Here is a 14,250-nt window from a genome sequence, read left to right on the forward strand (position 1 = left end):
CCTGTCGTGCCAATCCTCGACCATCCTGCCGGGGAAGCAGGATTACGCATCCGCAGCCCCACTGGAGACCACGACATTGGCAGGGCGGAGGAGGCGGTCCTTCAGCTTGTACCCCCGGCGCTGTACCCGCAGGATGGTGCCGTCCGGCACGGTATCGCTGGCTTCCTGGCTGAGAGCTTCGTGCAAATTCGGGTCAAAGGGCTTGCCTTGGGCCGGCACCTCCTCCACGCCGAACTCCTTCAGCAGGTTTGCAAACATGCCTTGCACCATCTTAAGGCCTTGGAACACAATGCTTTGTTCGCTTTCGATGCGAGCCGCTTCGAGACCCATCTCAAAGGTGTCCAGCACCGGAAGGAGGCCGCGGAGGAGGTCGGCGTTGGCATAGGAGCGGGCCTCTTGCATGTCGCGGGCCGAGCGCTTGCGGAAGTTATCCAGCTCGGCGGCGGTACGCACGGCGAGGTCCTTCCACTTCTCCACCTCAGCCGCCAGGGCGGTTGCGGGGTCCTGCTGGCCAGCTTCCACAAAGGGCTCTTCTTGGGGCTGCTGGGCGGGAGCTTCGGTTTCGTCGACGCTGTGATTCATTTCTTCAGTGGGAAAAGGGGTGGGGGAAAGGGGCAGGGACTATGCATGGAATGGGGGCCCGTGGCAAGTTCGCCATGGCGGGCAGGGTGGCCTGGCGGGATACCGCACCAGGGCCGGGGGGGCGGTGGGGGGCGCAACGCGCCTCCACGGATTACTTCTTCCGGATCACCACCAATGTGATGTCGTCGGATTGGGGTTCGCCGCCAATGAACTTTTTCACCGCATCGCAGAGGGCATCCACCACTGCATCAGCGCCATTGGGCGCGGCGAGGGCGAAAATGGTCTTGATGCGCTCCTCCCCGAACTCCAGTTCCTTGTGGTCCACGGCTTCATTGACGCCATCGGTATAGAGCAGCAGCACATCGCCGCTTTCCATGGGGATGGGCACATCTTTGGTGATCCGTTCAAAGACGCTGCCCTTGTCCACGCCGACGGCTACGCCCGGCGCGGAAATGACTTCCACCTTGCCTGTGCTCTTGCGCCAGACGAGGGGGGGCGTGTGACCCGCTCTACCGATGGTGAGACTGCTTCCATCGTCTGCCAGCACGGCATAAGAGACCGTGATGAACATGTCCTCGCGAATGTCGGGGAACAGATTGCGGTTCACCGCACCCAAGACGGCGGCGGGGCTCAAGGTCTCGCGCGCATTGGAGCGCAGCACACTACGACACATGGCGGTGATGAGCGCTGCGGGAATCCCCTTCCCGCACACATCCGCAATGGCCACGCCGATGTGTGTGTTCCCCACGGGGACGAAGTCGTAGTAGTCGCCACTCACCAGCCTGGCCGGCACGTTCTTGGCAGCCATTTCCCAACCGGAGGTTTCCGGCGCTTTCTCGGGAAGGAGGATGCGCTGGATCTCGCTCGCGTTGCGAAGTTCACTCTCCAGCTTCCGCTTGGCGCCTGCTTCCTGGTGCGCCTGCGCATTTCCGAGGGCGAAGCCGCACTGCTCTGCCAGCGCGTCGAACATTTCCAACTCGTGCGGAGAGAAGGGTTTTGTGCGCTCTGACGCGGCGGCGAGCACACCCAGGCCGCGAGCACCATGCTTCAGCGGCGCCATGAGAGCCGCGACATGCTGTTGGAATGGATTCGCCTTGCCTTCAAACTTCGGGTGGTGACGTAGATCCGGGACATTCTCCTCCTTGAGATTGCTGAAGACGGAGCCTACCACGCCCTCACCCGGCTTGATGCTGTGCAGACGCAGAAAGCTGGGCAGGGTACCGGCGTTCGTCTTGGCCTGGTTCACGATGCGCTCGGGTAGTGCAATAAGTGGCGGGCAGTCGCGGGTGCAATGGCGCGGCACCAGCACTCCGGCCTTTTCATCCAGCAGGTACAGCACGGCGCCCTCTGCTTCCACCACGGTGGCTGCGCCCTGTGTGATCAAGCGGTGCAGCGTGCTTTCCGGCTGCCCACCTTGGATGGCATCCCCAACGACCTGAAGCACATCAAAGACACGCTTCCGACGCGACGCACGACGTGCATCACCCTCCTTGAAGAGCTTCATGGCCTCCCGTTCCCGTGCCAGACTTCTGTACAGCAGCATAGAAACCCCTGCGCCCGCCAGCAGAAGCACCACCGCAACAATCCATCCCGTCATGCTGGGAGAAAGGTTGGCACAGGTGTCTGCATCGGGCAAGGAAGTTGAGCAAAACTCACGGGGTACCGACGTTGGAAAGTATCTTATTCGCCCTTTCCCGCAGGGGTTTGAGCAATTCCGGATCCATGCCGACCTCACTTGGCGGGCTCGATGACGTTGATGCCGCGATACCCTGTGCCGCTTCACCGGGAGACAACGCGCGCGAACCAGTCTCCCCTCCCATCAGCCTCCGGAAGTCCTCCAATTTCCCGGCAGCGAATACCTGCTGCCCCACTCTCCAAAAAGCTACGTCATAAACATTCTCCTCGCTGCGCCACAGGGAGTTGGTCCACAGGATGATCTCCGGCTTCGGTTCGCCGTTGATGAGCGACTTCCGTATTGCGGCATTGCCGCCGGGTGTCACCTGGATGTTGAGATTGGTGATGGTGCAACGCTCTGCTTCCAGCACGCCACCCCGGCCCACGCGGACTTCATTCGCTCCGCCGCCCACACGTTGCATGGAGACATTGCGCATGCGGAGCGTGCAGGTCTGCCCATCCGTGAGGCGGAATCCATCGAGGTGAAAGGCGCGAGCCGCGCTGCTCTCGATGATGGCATTCTCCACCGAGTGCTCAAGACCGATGAAAAACAGGTCATATCCCACGCAGTCTTTGATGTAGACGTTCTTGTAATAGGTGCGGCTGGTGCCCGTGTCACAGAGGCCCGTGGCATTTCCAATGCTCACAAACCCGTCAATGCGGCAGTCCCCATCCTCATGGGCGCTGAAGCCATCATCCCCGCACTCGATGGCAGCAATGTTCTCGAAAGTCAGCGCTCGCTGGGCGCCGTGAATGTTGAATCCATCGTTATGCACGTGCGTGGCCGTGATATTTCGTACGGCCAGATGCGAGCCCTCGCGCGAAAACACCACACCGCTGCTCCGCAGTGGATAACGGATGCGGACGCTATCTAAAGGTTTATCCGCTGGAAGTTTAACATAAAAGGCGGTTTCCTCCTTTACGTAAGTCCATTCCCCCGGCAGCAGGTCCGCAGGTTTTTTGAGGGGTTGACTCGGGCCTTTTGAGCAGCGACTCATGCGGTTTATCTTATCATCCCAAAGGAAAAACCAGCGCGATAAGATTGCCTCATCCATGCGGGGCATCAGTTTCACCCTGCGATAGAGGCCGTCGCCCATGGATTCCCACTCGGCGAGTTTCACAGGATCGGAGCCCTCGATGATCGCACCATGTCCATCGATGGTGATGGGACGGCCCGGCTCACCATGCTTGCCGGACAGGTCGACACTTTCAAAATACGTCGCTGGCTCGAGGTGTACGGTGTCCCCGGGTTTTGCCAACCGGATCGCGCGTGCAATGGTTCGCACTGGTCCTGCCACGCCGTCATGGGTGTCATCACCCTTTATCGGGTCGACGTGAATGCTGGAGCCCCCAATTGCGGGCACTGGAGGCGATGCATCTGGGTGCTGGGCGCGAAGGCCAGCACCACAGGTGATGAAAGAGAATAGAAGCAGAGCGCGAAAAAGCGGCATGAGAACATCACACCGCCAGAGCGCGCATTCTTGCAAAGAGGGACGGGAACACGTCCTGCTGGGCTACTTGGCCCAGTACTCGTACTTGTCCTCTTTGTTCTTGGCGCGGTTCAGACGTCCTTCCTGGACGAACCGAGCGAGAGGACCAGAGAGATTGGTCACCTTGATCGCGACGCCGACTTTGGCTTCACAGGCTTCCACAACATCTGCAATGGTGCGGCGTGTCTTGAAATAGCCCTGCTTGATAAGGGCATTGAGTGCGCCGGTGGCGCCCATCTTGCCACGAGCCCTGCGCTTGCCAGCCACTTTCGGTGCGCCCACTGCAGCTGCAGCGGCCTTTTTGCCCGAGCCCGGAGGCCTGCCCTTGCGACGCGGAGCATCTGCGGGCGCGGAAGGAACGCCTCCACCGGAGAAGAACATCTCCACCAGCTTCGTCTGCACCAACTCGCTTTTGAACTGGTTCAGAATTCCAGCCAGTTTTGTGAGATCACTTTTGAGGGGGTCTAAGTTCAGGAACATAACGCTTGCATAGCAGAGGGTCCCTGATTTGACAAGGAATTCCGGCGTATGCGACCCTGCAATGCATAAGGATTGCGTTGCATTTTCATGCAGGACGGTGAGCATGCCCGCATGAAACTCCGCACCTTCCTCTCCTGCTGCGCTCTTGTTTTTTCGACGCATGCTCTGGCAGATGTAAAACCGGAGGCGCCTCGCGAAGAAAATAAAGCCGCGAATACCAGCAAATCAGAGAATGACCAAAGCAAGGAAAAACCTGAATCAGAGGAGAGGAAAACCCCGAAGGACGTGTCCACCAAACACGCAATCACACTGGCAGGTCAGCGTCTGGAGTACACTGCCGTGGCAGGCATGCTGCCCATCAGGGATGCGGAAGGGAAGACCAAGGCGGAGATATTCTATATCGCGTATACCAAGGACGGGCTGAATGATCTTTCGCAGAGGCCTGTGACATTCTCGTTCAACGGAGGCCCCGGTTCCTCATCCGTGTGGATGCACCTTGGGCTGCTGGGCCCCCGGAGGGTCAAGCTTCAAGACGATGGCAGCGCAGTGCCTCCGCCCTATCAACTGGTCGATAACGAATATTCGCTATTGGATGAGACGGACCTGGTCTTTGTCGATCCCGTGGGCACAGGCTACAGCCGGGCGACAAAGGCAGATGAGGCCAAGAACTTCTATGGGGTGGCGGAAGATGCCCGCAGCGTCGCCGAGTTCATCCGGCTCTATGTGACCCAGAACACACGCTGGTCCTCGCCCAAGTTCCTGATTGGAGAAAGCTACGGCACCACCCGCGCTGCCGCGCTGAGCGGTGAGCTCGCGCAAAAGCATCGCATGAATCTCAATGGCATCATGCTGGTGAGCACGGTGCTGAACTTCCAAACCATCTGGGGCGGCGAAGGCAACGACCTCCCGCACGTGTTGTATCTCCCGAGCTATACCGCCACCGCGTGGCATCATCGCAAACTGGCTCCAGACCTGCAGAAGCTCACCATCCAGGAAGTGCTGAAGCAGGCAGAGGCCTTTGCGATGGGTGAGTACCTTCAGGGTCTCATGCTTGGCGCGGCATTACCCGAACCTCAGCGGAAAGCCCTGGTGGACAAAATGGCCCGTTTCACCGGAGTGTCAGCCGAATGGCTGGATCGCGCCAATCTGCGTCCGGGGCTGGAGAGGTTCTCCGTCGAGTTGCTGAGGGAGCAGCGACTTCAGGTGGGGCGTTTCGACAGCCGGTACACCGGGCACGTGCGCAACGGACTCGCCTCGTCCGCGGAAGGCGACCCCAGTGCGGACGCCTTCTTCTCGCCCTTTGCCTCCACCTTCAATCAGTATGTGCGCAGCGAACTCAAGTACGTGGAAGACCGCCCGTATGAAATTCTCGCGAGCGTGGGCAAGTGGAATTGGGGTGCAGAGAACGACTTTGTGAATGTGGCCGATACGCTGGCGGTGGCGATGACGCGCAATCCCTTCCTGAAGGTGCATGTCTCCTGCGGATACACCGACATGGCAACGCCCTACTTCGCCTCGCACTACACCTTCAATCATTTGAATGTGGCCCCGGAGATCGCGAAGAACATCACGATCGATGACTACTACGCTGGCCACATGATGTACCTCAACCTGCCCGATCTCGCGAAGCAGCGAGCAGACCTGGTAAAATTCATCCGGACCGCCAGCGGAAGGTAATTGGCAAACCGGGGTGTTGGGGACAATATGTGCACCGCACATGAAACACCTGCTCTTCTCCGCTGCGGTGGTCCTGCTGATGACGGCGGGACGTGTCTCTGGCGCCACGACGAAGTGGGACGGCTCGGCAGAGATCGCCTTCTCGGGCAACTCCACCTTGCATAGCTGGGACGGTGCTGTGAACGCAGAGCCGTTCGTTGCTACCGTGGTGACGGGCGATGACGATCGCCCCAAGAGCCTCAGCGCCACCGTGAAGGTCAAGGCGGCGGGCATGGACACGAACAATGACAAGCGGGATGCGACCATGCACAAGTCCATGAAGGTCGCAGACTACCCGCTCATCGAGGGAAAGTTTCAGGACATCTCCTTCACCACCATCATGCCGGATGGGAAGACACCTTCGAATCTACCCTTCTCCCTGACTTTGCTCGGCAAGAAGCACGACGTCGTAGCGACCGTGGGCAACTGGAAGTTTGGAGAGGATACCGCCACCTTTGACGTGAGCTTCAGCCTCTCGCTGAAACAATGCGGCATCAATGTTCCATCCGCAATGCTGGTGGTGCGCGTTGGAGATACGGTGAAAGTAACAGCCTCGGTGAAGCTCGTGCGCGCGAAGGGAAACTGAATACCATGCCGGCCTTTGTTCATCACATCACCACACTGACGCCGCCGTTTGCGTACCATCAGGATTTCGCACGGGATCGACTGAAGGATTTGGCGGAGGATGAGCGGACCAAACGCCTCATTCATGCCATCTACCGGCGCTCCGGCATTGTGACCCGGCACAGTGTGTATGGAGACTTCCTGCCGGACGCGGAAGGTTCGCTTTTCAAGTTTGATGAGCATGGCACGCTCATACCTCCCACCACCGGGGAGCGGAATTCGGTCTATGCCGAGTGGTCGCGGAAGCTCGCTGTGGACCTCGCTGGCAAGCTCCTTGCCGAGGTGGAAGACTTCACAAAAGACGAAGTCACCCATCTCATCTTCGCGTCGTGCACGGGCTTCATGAATCCGGGGCCCGACTTTCACATCATCCGCGAGCTGGGACTTCCGCAGAGCGTGGAGCGCTACACTCTGGGCTTCATGGGATGCTACGCGGCCTTCCCCGCTCTTCGCATGGCGGCTCAGTTCTGTGAGGCCAACCCGGATGCGGTGGTCCTGGTGATGTGCCTCGAGCTTTGCAGTCTGCACATGCAGTCCAATGCCCATCAGGATACCATCCTTGCGAACTCGCTCTTCGCAGATGGCGCGGCCGCGGCCATCGTCAGTGCTCGCTCACCTGCGCCCAAACAACCTTCCTACCGCTTGGACGGGTTTGTGTCCTCCCTCGTCGCGGCAGGTGAAGCAGACATGGCATGGGACATCGGAGATCAGGGGTTCAACATCGTGCTCAGCAGCTACATACCGGACATCATCCAGTCCAGTCTGCGCCCCATTGTGGAAGATGTCTTCCAGCAGAAGGGGCTGGTACCCGAGGACATCGATGCTTGGGCAGTACATCCCGGTGGCCGCGCGATTCTTGACAAGGTGGAGCAGAGCCTGTCGCTGCCCGCGACAGCTTTGGAGACTTCCCGACAGGTGCTGCGCGACTACGGCAACATGAGCAGCGCGACGGTGCTCTTCGTGCTCAAGCAGATGTTGGCCGATGCCGGGAAGGAAGATGCTCTCACGTGCGCCATTGCCTTCGGCCCTGGTCTGACAGTGGAGACTGCGCTGTTGACGAGGCTTGGCGTTTCTTCTGACGACGCGAATGCACTTCCCATGTCCGCAGGTGCTGCCTATGCAGAACACGCGCCCGCCGCGCCCGCAGTTTGATTGCGAGGTGGCCATCGTCGGCGCCGGCCCGGTGGGCCTTTTGCTGGCGAATCTCCTCGGAGATGCGGGCATTCGCACCCTCGTGCTGGAGAAGCGCGCCGATTTGCCGGGCAGTTCCCAAGCCATTGGGATCACGCCACCGTCACTGGCCATCCTCTCAAAGATCCGGCTGGCGGAAAAGTTTGTGGCTCGCGGCATTCCAATCCGGGATGTATTCGTGCACGGTGATCAGGGTCTCGTCGGGTGTTGCTCATTCAGGCGCATCCCCGGCGATCATCCCTTCGTCTTGTCTCTGCCGCAACGTCTGAGCATGTCACTCCTGGAGGAGAAGCTGCGTTCCTGTGACTCCGTTCGTCTGGTGAGAAATGCTGCGGTAACCGGCATCAGCCCACAGGAGGATCACGTGACTCTACAGACGAACGGCATCGGCGGTATCACCGCCGCATTCGCGGTTGGCTGTGATGGGCATCGCAGCGCAATACGCGAACTCATGGGAGTGCGAACAAGGGCGCACACCTACGCCTGCCATTTCGTCATGGGGGACTTCACGGGGCACAGCGGCATGGGAGATGACGGTCATGTGTTCTTCACTGAGGAGGGTGCCGTGGAGTCGTTTCCTCTTCCGGATGGGCTGCGTCGGTGGATCGTGCAGACCCATTCACCCATGGAGTGGACTCCACCTGAGTTCATCAGTGCGATGGTGCGCCAACGAACAGGAGTCAACCTGGATGCGGGTCAGCAAATCAACCAGACGTGGTTCACACCGAAGCGCCTCGATTGTCATGCTTACGTGAGCAGTCGTGCGATCCTCTGCGGTGACGCCGCTCATGTGATGAGCCCAATCGGTGGCCAGGGAATGAATGTTGGCTTCGCCGATGCCGCAATGCTTGTTGATGTGCTGAAGCAGGTTCTGAGACGTGATGGCGATGTGAAAGCGCTTCTCTCCACGTACGAAAAAGTGCGCAAACGTGAGGCCGCGATCGCCGCCAATCGTGCCGCTGGAGGCATGTGGTTGGGCACCAGAAGAGGATTTTTTTTGTCCCGGGCACGAGGCGTTTTGATGCGCGGTGTTCTATTGGGTTTCATGCACGACGTTGTATCGGAGCATTACGCCATGATGCATTCTCCCTAGTGAAATCACATCATTGATGATGCAGGCGCGACAAAAGTTCATCTATCCACAATCCAAATGGATCAATCGCATGCGCGCGTCATGACGCTTGGCGTGAGCCTGCGGCGAACAATTTATGCTTCCTTATTTTGAAAAGCTGTGATATCAGTTGTTCCTCGCAACCAATGCGACTGTGAACGAAACCTAAAACAACATCATCATGGCAACCAAGAAGACCGCAAAGAAAGCAACCAAGAAGCCTGCAGCGAAGAAGGTGAAAGCCGCCGCTGTGAAGAAGAAGGCCACCAAGAAGACCGCAAAGAAAGCAGCGAAGAAGGCTGCGAAGAAGAAGGGCAAGTAAGTCCGTTCCGCTTTGAGAAGTCGCGCTAAGCCTTCGCAAAGCGGTAATGAGACACATGCCATTCGTTGCCTGCGCGGCAGCTCCATAGCTCCGCGCAGGCCATGAAAAAGAAAACGACGCGCCATCGCAGTTACCGTTTCGAGGCATAGTCCTCCCCGTACGTGGCGCAAGAGAGGGAAAGCCTCCTTCCTGCTGGAACCAAATTTGCCAGCCCGGCATCCAGCCCTGGTAGTGCGTGTTGTTCACGACCCACGCTGCTTGATGCGCAAGTCCTCTTGGAAGTTGCCAACGAGCGAGGAGCCATCACCCTACCACCTCATGAGCATGAGAGGTTGACGTCAGCGAGGCTCCGACGGCCCACGTCCAAGTCGTCGCAGCGTTCTGGCAGACGAAAAAGGCGCGGCAGGTTTGCCGCGCCTTGGAACGAGGTAGTTAAGCGAGGGTGAGTTAAATCGCGAACTCGTCTGTGCTCTTCGTCGATTCGTCACCCACGGCGCGAAGGATCATGCCGGCGGCCACGGTGTTGTTGGTCTGTTCATCCACGAGGACGAAGCTGCCGGTGGTGCGGTTCTTCGAGTAGGCATCAAAGAACAACGGAGCGGCGCATTTGATGCGGATGCAGCCGATGTCATTGAGCCCGAATTCCTTCACGTCCCCCACCTGCTCCATGGTGCTGATGTCCACCTTGTAGTGCAGGTCAGTCACTGTAGCACGGAGATCGCGGGTGGTGTGGCGCAGGTGAAAGCGCGTGCGGGGCTTGAGTTTCTTCTCGGTAAACCAGCAGATCATCGCATCGATGTGCGGGCTGTGCTGCGGAGCCTGGTCCGGCCGCACAATCATGTCACCGCGGCTGATGTCGATCTCGTCTGCGAGCGTGATGGAGTACGAAAGATCGGGCGTCGTCTCCTCCTTGCGACCTTCAAAGGTGTGAATCCCAGTGATGCGCGAAGTCATACCAGCAGGAAGCGCGAGCACCTCCTCACCCACCTTGAAGGTGCCGCTGGCCATGCGCCCGGCGAAGCCACGGAAGTCATGGTAGTCATCCGACATGGGACGGATGACCCATTGCACGGGGAAGCGGGCATCGTGCTGAGAGGTGCCGCCGCGTACCTGTACGGTCTCGAGATGCTCCAGCAGGGTCTTGCCGCTGTACCAGGGGGTGTTGTCCGACTTGTCCACCACGTTGTCACCGTTCAACGCGCTGATGGGGATGAGCGTGGCATCCACCTCGTTCGGAAGGCTCTTCCGGAACTCGTTGAAGTCCGCAATGATCTTGTTGAAGACTTCCTCGCTGAAATCCACGAGGTCCATCTTGTTCACGGCCAGGACCACCTTCTCAATGCGAAGGAGAGAAGCGAGGTAGGAGTGGCGGCGGGTCTGCTCAACCACACCATGACGCGCATCCACCAGGATGATGGCGAGGTCCGCCGTGCTCGCGCCGGTGACCATGTTTCGCGTGTACTGGATATGACCCGGTGTGTCTGCGATGATGAACTTGCGCTTCGGCGTGGCGAAGTAGCGGTAGGCCACGTCGATGGTGATGCCCTGCTCGCGCTCGGCACGAAGGCCATCGGTCAGCAAGGCGAGATTCACATGGGCATCGCCACGGCGCTTGGAGGATTCCTCCACAGCCAGGAGCTGATCTTCGAAGATGCTCTTGGAATCATACAGCAGGCGGCCGATGAGCGTGCTCTTGCCATCATCCACACTGCCGGCGGTGGTGAAACGCAGGAGGCTGGATTCGGTGGGGTTAACGAGGAGGTCCATGAAAATCAGTAGCGAAAGAAGAGGTGGTCAGAGATGCGGTAGCGCGAGAAGGCAGGCAGGCAGAAATCAGAAGTACCCTTCCTTCTTGCGGTCCTCCATGGCGGTCTCGCTGCGCTTGTCGTCAGCGCGGGTGCCACGCTCGGTCTGGCGGGCGGCAGCGACTTCGGCCACCACATCGTCGATGGTCTTCGCATCGGAGAGCACGGCGCCGGTGCAGGTGGCGTCACCCACGGTGCGGAAGCGGATGGTCATCTCCTTCACCTTGGCCTTCTCTTCTTCCAAGAGGGTCACGAAGCCGGTCTCGGCATCGAGAAGTTGGCCGTGACGCTCAATGATACGGCGCTGGTGGGTGAAGTAGAGATTCGGCAGGGGAATCTCCTCCTGGCGGATGTACTGCCACACATCCATTTCCGTCCAATTGCTCAGGGGGAAGACGCGGAAGTGTTCACCGAAGTTCTTTCGGCCATTGAAGATGTTCCAGAGCTCGGGGCGCTGGTTCTTCGGGTCCCACTGGCCGAACTCGTCACGGTGCGAGAAGAAGCGCTCCTTCGCGCGGGCCTTCTCTTCGTCGCGACGACCACCGCCAAGGCACGCGTCGAACTGGTGCTCCTCAATGGTGTCCAGCAGGGTCACGGTCTGCAGCTTGTTGCGGCTGGCATTGTGCCCGCGCTCCTCCACCACACGTCCGTCATCAATGCTTTTCTGAACCGAGCCGACCACAAGCTCGGCGCGCACTTCCTTCACGAACCAGTCGCGGTAGGTCATCGCCTCGGGGAAGTTGTGCCCGGTGTCGATGTGCAGCAGCGGGAAGGGAAGCTTGGAGGGGTGGAACGCCTTGCGCGCCAGCCATGCCATCACGATGGAGTCCTTGCCGCCGGAAAAAAGCATCGCCGGCTTCGTGAACTGCGCGGCGGTCTCGCGGAGCACGTAGATGGCTTCGCTCTCAAGAAACTGAAGGTGCGTGATGTCGGACATGAAAAAGGAAAATGGTCAGGGCTGGTGCGGGTCGGCCGGAAGGATCAGGCCTTGTCAGTGGTGAGCTTCGCGTGCAGGCCGCACTCGTGCTTCTCGTCGCCCTTGGCAGGGTCGTAATAGGTTCGCTCGTTGGGCAGCTCAAATTCGGCGAGGTAGGCCTCCATTTCCACCGGGGTCCAGTCGAGGATGGGGTTCACCTTCAGGGTCTGGAATTTCGCGTCCCACATGACTGGCTGGAGGGTCGCGGCGCGCTGGGGATTCTGCTCCTTGCGCAGGGCGGTGATCCAAACGGTGGGGGCCAGTTCACGCATGCCGCGCTCAAAGGGTTCCAGCTTCATGATGCGGCTGAAAGCCTCCACTCGCTCCACCTCATCCGGCATGGGGGGCTGGCCGCCATTGAGCGCCAGCCAGTGGTTGGCGGTCATCAGGGGCAGGTACGGTTTAATGTTCAGTTCGAGCTGATTAATCGTCTTGTCTGCAAAAATGTAGGTCTCCGGAAGGTTCGTGCCATGATCCACCCAGAGCACAGGGATGTCCGCTTGGGCTTGGGTCGCGAGATGCAGGATGACGGCCTCGTACGGACGGAAATTCGTGGTTACAATGGCCCGGCCAGCGCTGCGCTCCACGGCCCAGTGGGTGAGTTCCAAGGGGGAAAATCCGCGGACAGCGGCGTTGAGTTCTTGTACTTGTTCGGGGCTCATGGGTGAGGGGTGGCGATGTTAATTCCTAGTTCCCGATATGGCAAGTAGGATTTGAGTATCATACGCTTGGGCAGAGTTCACCAGGTGCAGCGTCCAATCCGCGCCCGGTTGGGTGTTCACCAGCAAACTCAGATGCAAACTTCAATATTCGTGTTGGCGGCTCTCGGTGCGCTGGCCTGGCTGGGCAGCAGGTGGTGGATGAAAAGGAAGAACCTGGCCCCCACCATTCTGCTCGGGGCGGATGTGCACGGCCTGCTCATTCGCGAGCTCACTCCCACCCAGGATCACACGCGCACCATTCCGTGGACAGACGTCCATGCGGTGGCGGCGTACAAAATTGACCTGTTCTCATTCGATACCATTGCGCTGGGATTCCAACTGGCGAATGGGACGCGTCTCGAATTCTGCGAGGAAGTGGAAGGCTGGTCTGACTTGGCCCAAGGTCTGCACCACTACCTGCCCGGATGCATTCCTTTTCACGAATGGTTCAAGCCAGTAGCATTTCCCGCATTCCAGACTAATTTTACAGAGATCTTCAAGCGCGAAACCGCGTTGCAGGTCGAACTTCACCAGTAACACTTTCCGTCCCGATTTCGTCATCAAGCCATGCCTCCTGTCACCACCCCAGAGCGTCGCACCATCGAGCTGCCTCGTGAGGACACCGACAGCCAGCTTGACACCCCGTGGAGCGTGGTCATTCACAATGACCCGGTGAACCTGATGAGCTACGTCACCCACGTGATCCGGAAAATCTTCGGCTACCCGGAAAGGGAAGCCCAGCGACTGATGCTGCAGGTGCATGAACAGGGCCGCAGCATTGTCTGGACTGGGGCGCGTGAACGCGCCGAGCACTATGTGAGGGAGCTTCACGGATTCCAGCTTCTCTCCACCATCGAAAGAGCCGACTAGCAAGCACCATGCGGCTGACCCTTCAGAAGGAACGAGAATCCTGGCGCATGAGCGATCTGGATGACTTCCACCTGCACCTGCTGCGGCAAGTGGCGGAAGATGCCAGTGTGGCCGATGAAGCGGCCCACAAACGCCTCTTCCCACCACCCATCCGGGCGGCCCAGAATGATGACGATGATGAGTTCCTGGAGGACTGGAAGGACTTCGTCGCGGATGAGCTCGAGCAGCAGTTCGCCGGAGACGTGGGCACCGTGCTCGCCGATCTGGACAACGTGCGCCAGCATCGCGGCATCAAGGAGGGACAAGAGCCCCGCCACCTGCTGGAGATTCCCCTCGACCATGCACGTGCGTGGTTCAGCGCGCTGAATCAAGCGCGGCTCATGCTGGATCAAAAATTCAATCTACATCCCGGCGGAGAGAATGAGTTCCGCCTCTTCGTCACCGAGGAGGAGTCCGGTGGCATCGATGTGAAGGATCGCCTCGCGGTTTATATGCGCTACGAGTTCTACGCGGCCATCCAGGAGTGGCTGGTGCAGCGCGCGATGAAGCTGCCGTGAGGACACAAGCCTTCGCAGGGTAAGTTTGCCCGCACATGGGGACCAATGCGCCCAATGGGTCATGGGGCAATGGAGCTCCCATGACAAAAGTACTGAAAGCGGTCATCCCCTGCCCGCACTCGCTGCTTCCTGCGCCGTAGCTTTCCTCGCA

Annotated in this window: 15 protein-coding genes; 8 read left to right on the top strand and 7 right to left on the bottom strand. The window is 59.3% G+C overall.

The genetic code is table 11. From position 1 onward, the window contains the following. Positions 1-42: 42 nt before the first annotated feature. The 4 genes from DES53_RS24535 to DES53_RS24550 form a co-directional block, all read right to left on the bottom strand. Positions 43-582 (bottom strand): nucleotide exchange factor GrpE, encoded by a 540-nt coding sequence (locus DES53_RS24535; RefSeq protein WP_113960980.1) that lies wholly within the window; start codon positions 580-582, stop codon positions 43-45. Positions 583-733: 151 nt separating this feature from the next. Beyond that, positions 734-2,086 (bottom strand): GAF domain-containing SpoIIE family protein phosphatase, encoded by a 1,353-nt coding sequence (locus tag DES53_RS24540; RefSeq protein ID WP_211325670.1) that lies wholly within the window; start codon positions 2,084-2,086, stop codon positions 734-736. Between the two features lie 148 nt (positions 2,087-2,234). Further along, a complete protein-coding gene (locus tag DES53_RS24545; protein WP_113960982.1) occupies positions 2,235-3,707 on the bottom strand; it encodes a right-handed parallel beta-helix repeat-containing protein in 1,473 nt (490 codons plus the stop codon). A 63-nt stretch (positions 3,708-3,770) separates the two neighbouring features. Then, entirely contained in the window at positions 3,771-4,226 is a 456-nt protein-coding gene (locus DES53_RS24550; protein WP_113960983.1) for a hypothetical protein, read from the bottom strand. Between the two features lie 111 nt (positions 4,227-4,337). On the opposite strand from DES53_RS24550, the gene DES53_RS24555 reads away from it, so the two are divergent. The 5 genes from DES53_RS24555 to DES53_RS24575 all read left to right on the top strand — a co-directional run bounded on the left by DES53_RS24555 (position 4,338) and on the right by DES53_RS24575 (position 9,190). Next, positions 4,338-5,903, top strand: coding sequence for a S10 family peptidase (locus tag DES53_RS24555; protein WP_113961129.1), 1,566 nt, complete (start codon positions 4,338-4,340; stop codon positions 5,901-5,903). A gap of 40 nt (positions 5,904-5,943) precedes the next feature. After that, the gene (locus DES53_RS24560; protein ID WP_113960984.1) at positions 5,944-6,528 is read left to right on the top strand and encodes a YceI family protein; all 585 of its coding nucleotides are present in this window, start codon (positions 5,944-5,946) and stop codon (positions 6,526-6,528) included. A 5-nt stretch (positions 6,529-6,533) separates the two neighbouring features. Then, entirely contained in the window at positions 6,534-7,718 is a 1,185-nt protein-coding gene (locus DES53_RS24565) for a type III polyketide synthase (RefSeq protein ID WP_113960985.1), read from the top strand. Then, the gene (locus DES53_RS24570; RefSeq protein WP_170157367.1) at positions 7,684-8,850 is read left to right on the top strand and encodes an FAD-dependent oxidoreductase; all 1,167 of its coding nucleotides are present in this window, start codon (positions 7,684-7,686) and stop codon (positions 8,848-8,850) included. The genes DES53_RS24565 and DES53_RS24570 overlap by 35 nt, the downstream gene beginning before the upstream one ends. Positions 8,851-9,049: 199 nt before the next feature. Then, positions 9,050-9,190 (top strand): hypothetical protein, encoded by a 141-nt coding sequence (locus DES53_RS24575; protein ID WP_211325672.1) that lies wholly within the window; start codon positions 9,050-9,052, stop codon positions 9,188-9,190. Between the two features lie 447 nt (positions 9,191-9,637). On the opposite strand, the gene cysN is transcribed toward DES53_RS24575, so the two are convergent. From cysN to DES53_RS24590, 3 genes are all read right to left on the bottom strand, one after another. Further along, complete coding sequence (gene cysN / locus DES53_RS24580; RefSeq protein WP_113960987.1) at positions 9,638-10,957, bottom strand: sulfate adenylyltransferase subunit CysN; 1,320 nt, start codon at positions 10,955-10,957, stop codon at positions 9,638-9,640. Positions 10,958-11,023: 66 nt separating this feature from the next. Then, a complete protein-coding gene (cysD, locus tag DES53_RS24585; RefSeq protein ID WP_113960988.1) occupies positions 11,024-11,932 on the bottom strand; it encodes a sulfate adenylyltransferase subunit CysD in 909 nt (302 codons plus the stop codon). Between the two features lie 44 nt (positions 11,933-11,976). After that, positions 11,977-12,633: a phosphoadenosine phosphosulfate reductase domain-containing protein gene (locus DES53_RS24590; protein ID WP_113960989.1), complete on the bottom strand. Its 657-nt coding sequence runs from the start codon at positions 12,631-12,633 to the stop codon at positions 11,977-11,979. A 150-nt stretch (positions 12,634-12,783) separates the two neighbouring features. Between DES53_RS24590 and DES53_RS24595 the strand changes: the two genes are divergently transcribed. The 3 genes from DES53_RS24595 to DES53_RS24605 are packed head-to-tail and all read left to right on the top strand — an operon-like array spanning position 12,784 to position 14,099. Beyond that, entirely contained in the window at positions 12,784-13,209 is a 426-nt protein-coding gene (locus tag DES53_RS24595; protein ID WP_170157368.1) for a hypothetical protein, read from the top strand. Between the two features lie 30 nt (positions 13,210-13,239). Next, positions 13,240-13,542: an ATP-dependent Clp protease adapter ClpS gene (gene clpS / locus DES53_RS24600; protein WP_113960991.1), complete on the top strand. Its 303-nt coding sequence runs from the start codon at positions 13,240-13,242 to the stop codon at positions 13,540-13,542. Positions 13,543-13,550: 8 nt separating this feature from the next. After that, positions 13,551-14,099, top strand: a complete 549-nt coding sequence (locus tag DES53_RS24605) for a DUF2017 family protein (protein WP_113960992.1) — start codon at positions 13,551-13,553, stop codon at positions 14,097-14,099. The last annotated feature ends 151 nt before the right edge of the window (positions 14,100-14,250 follow it).

The organism is Roseimicrobium gellanilyticum, from assembly GCF_003315205.1.
Lineage (GTDB): Bacteria > Verrucomicrobiota > Verrucomicrobiia > Verrucomicrobiales > Verrucomicrobiaceae > Roseimicrobium > Roseimicrobium gellanilyticum.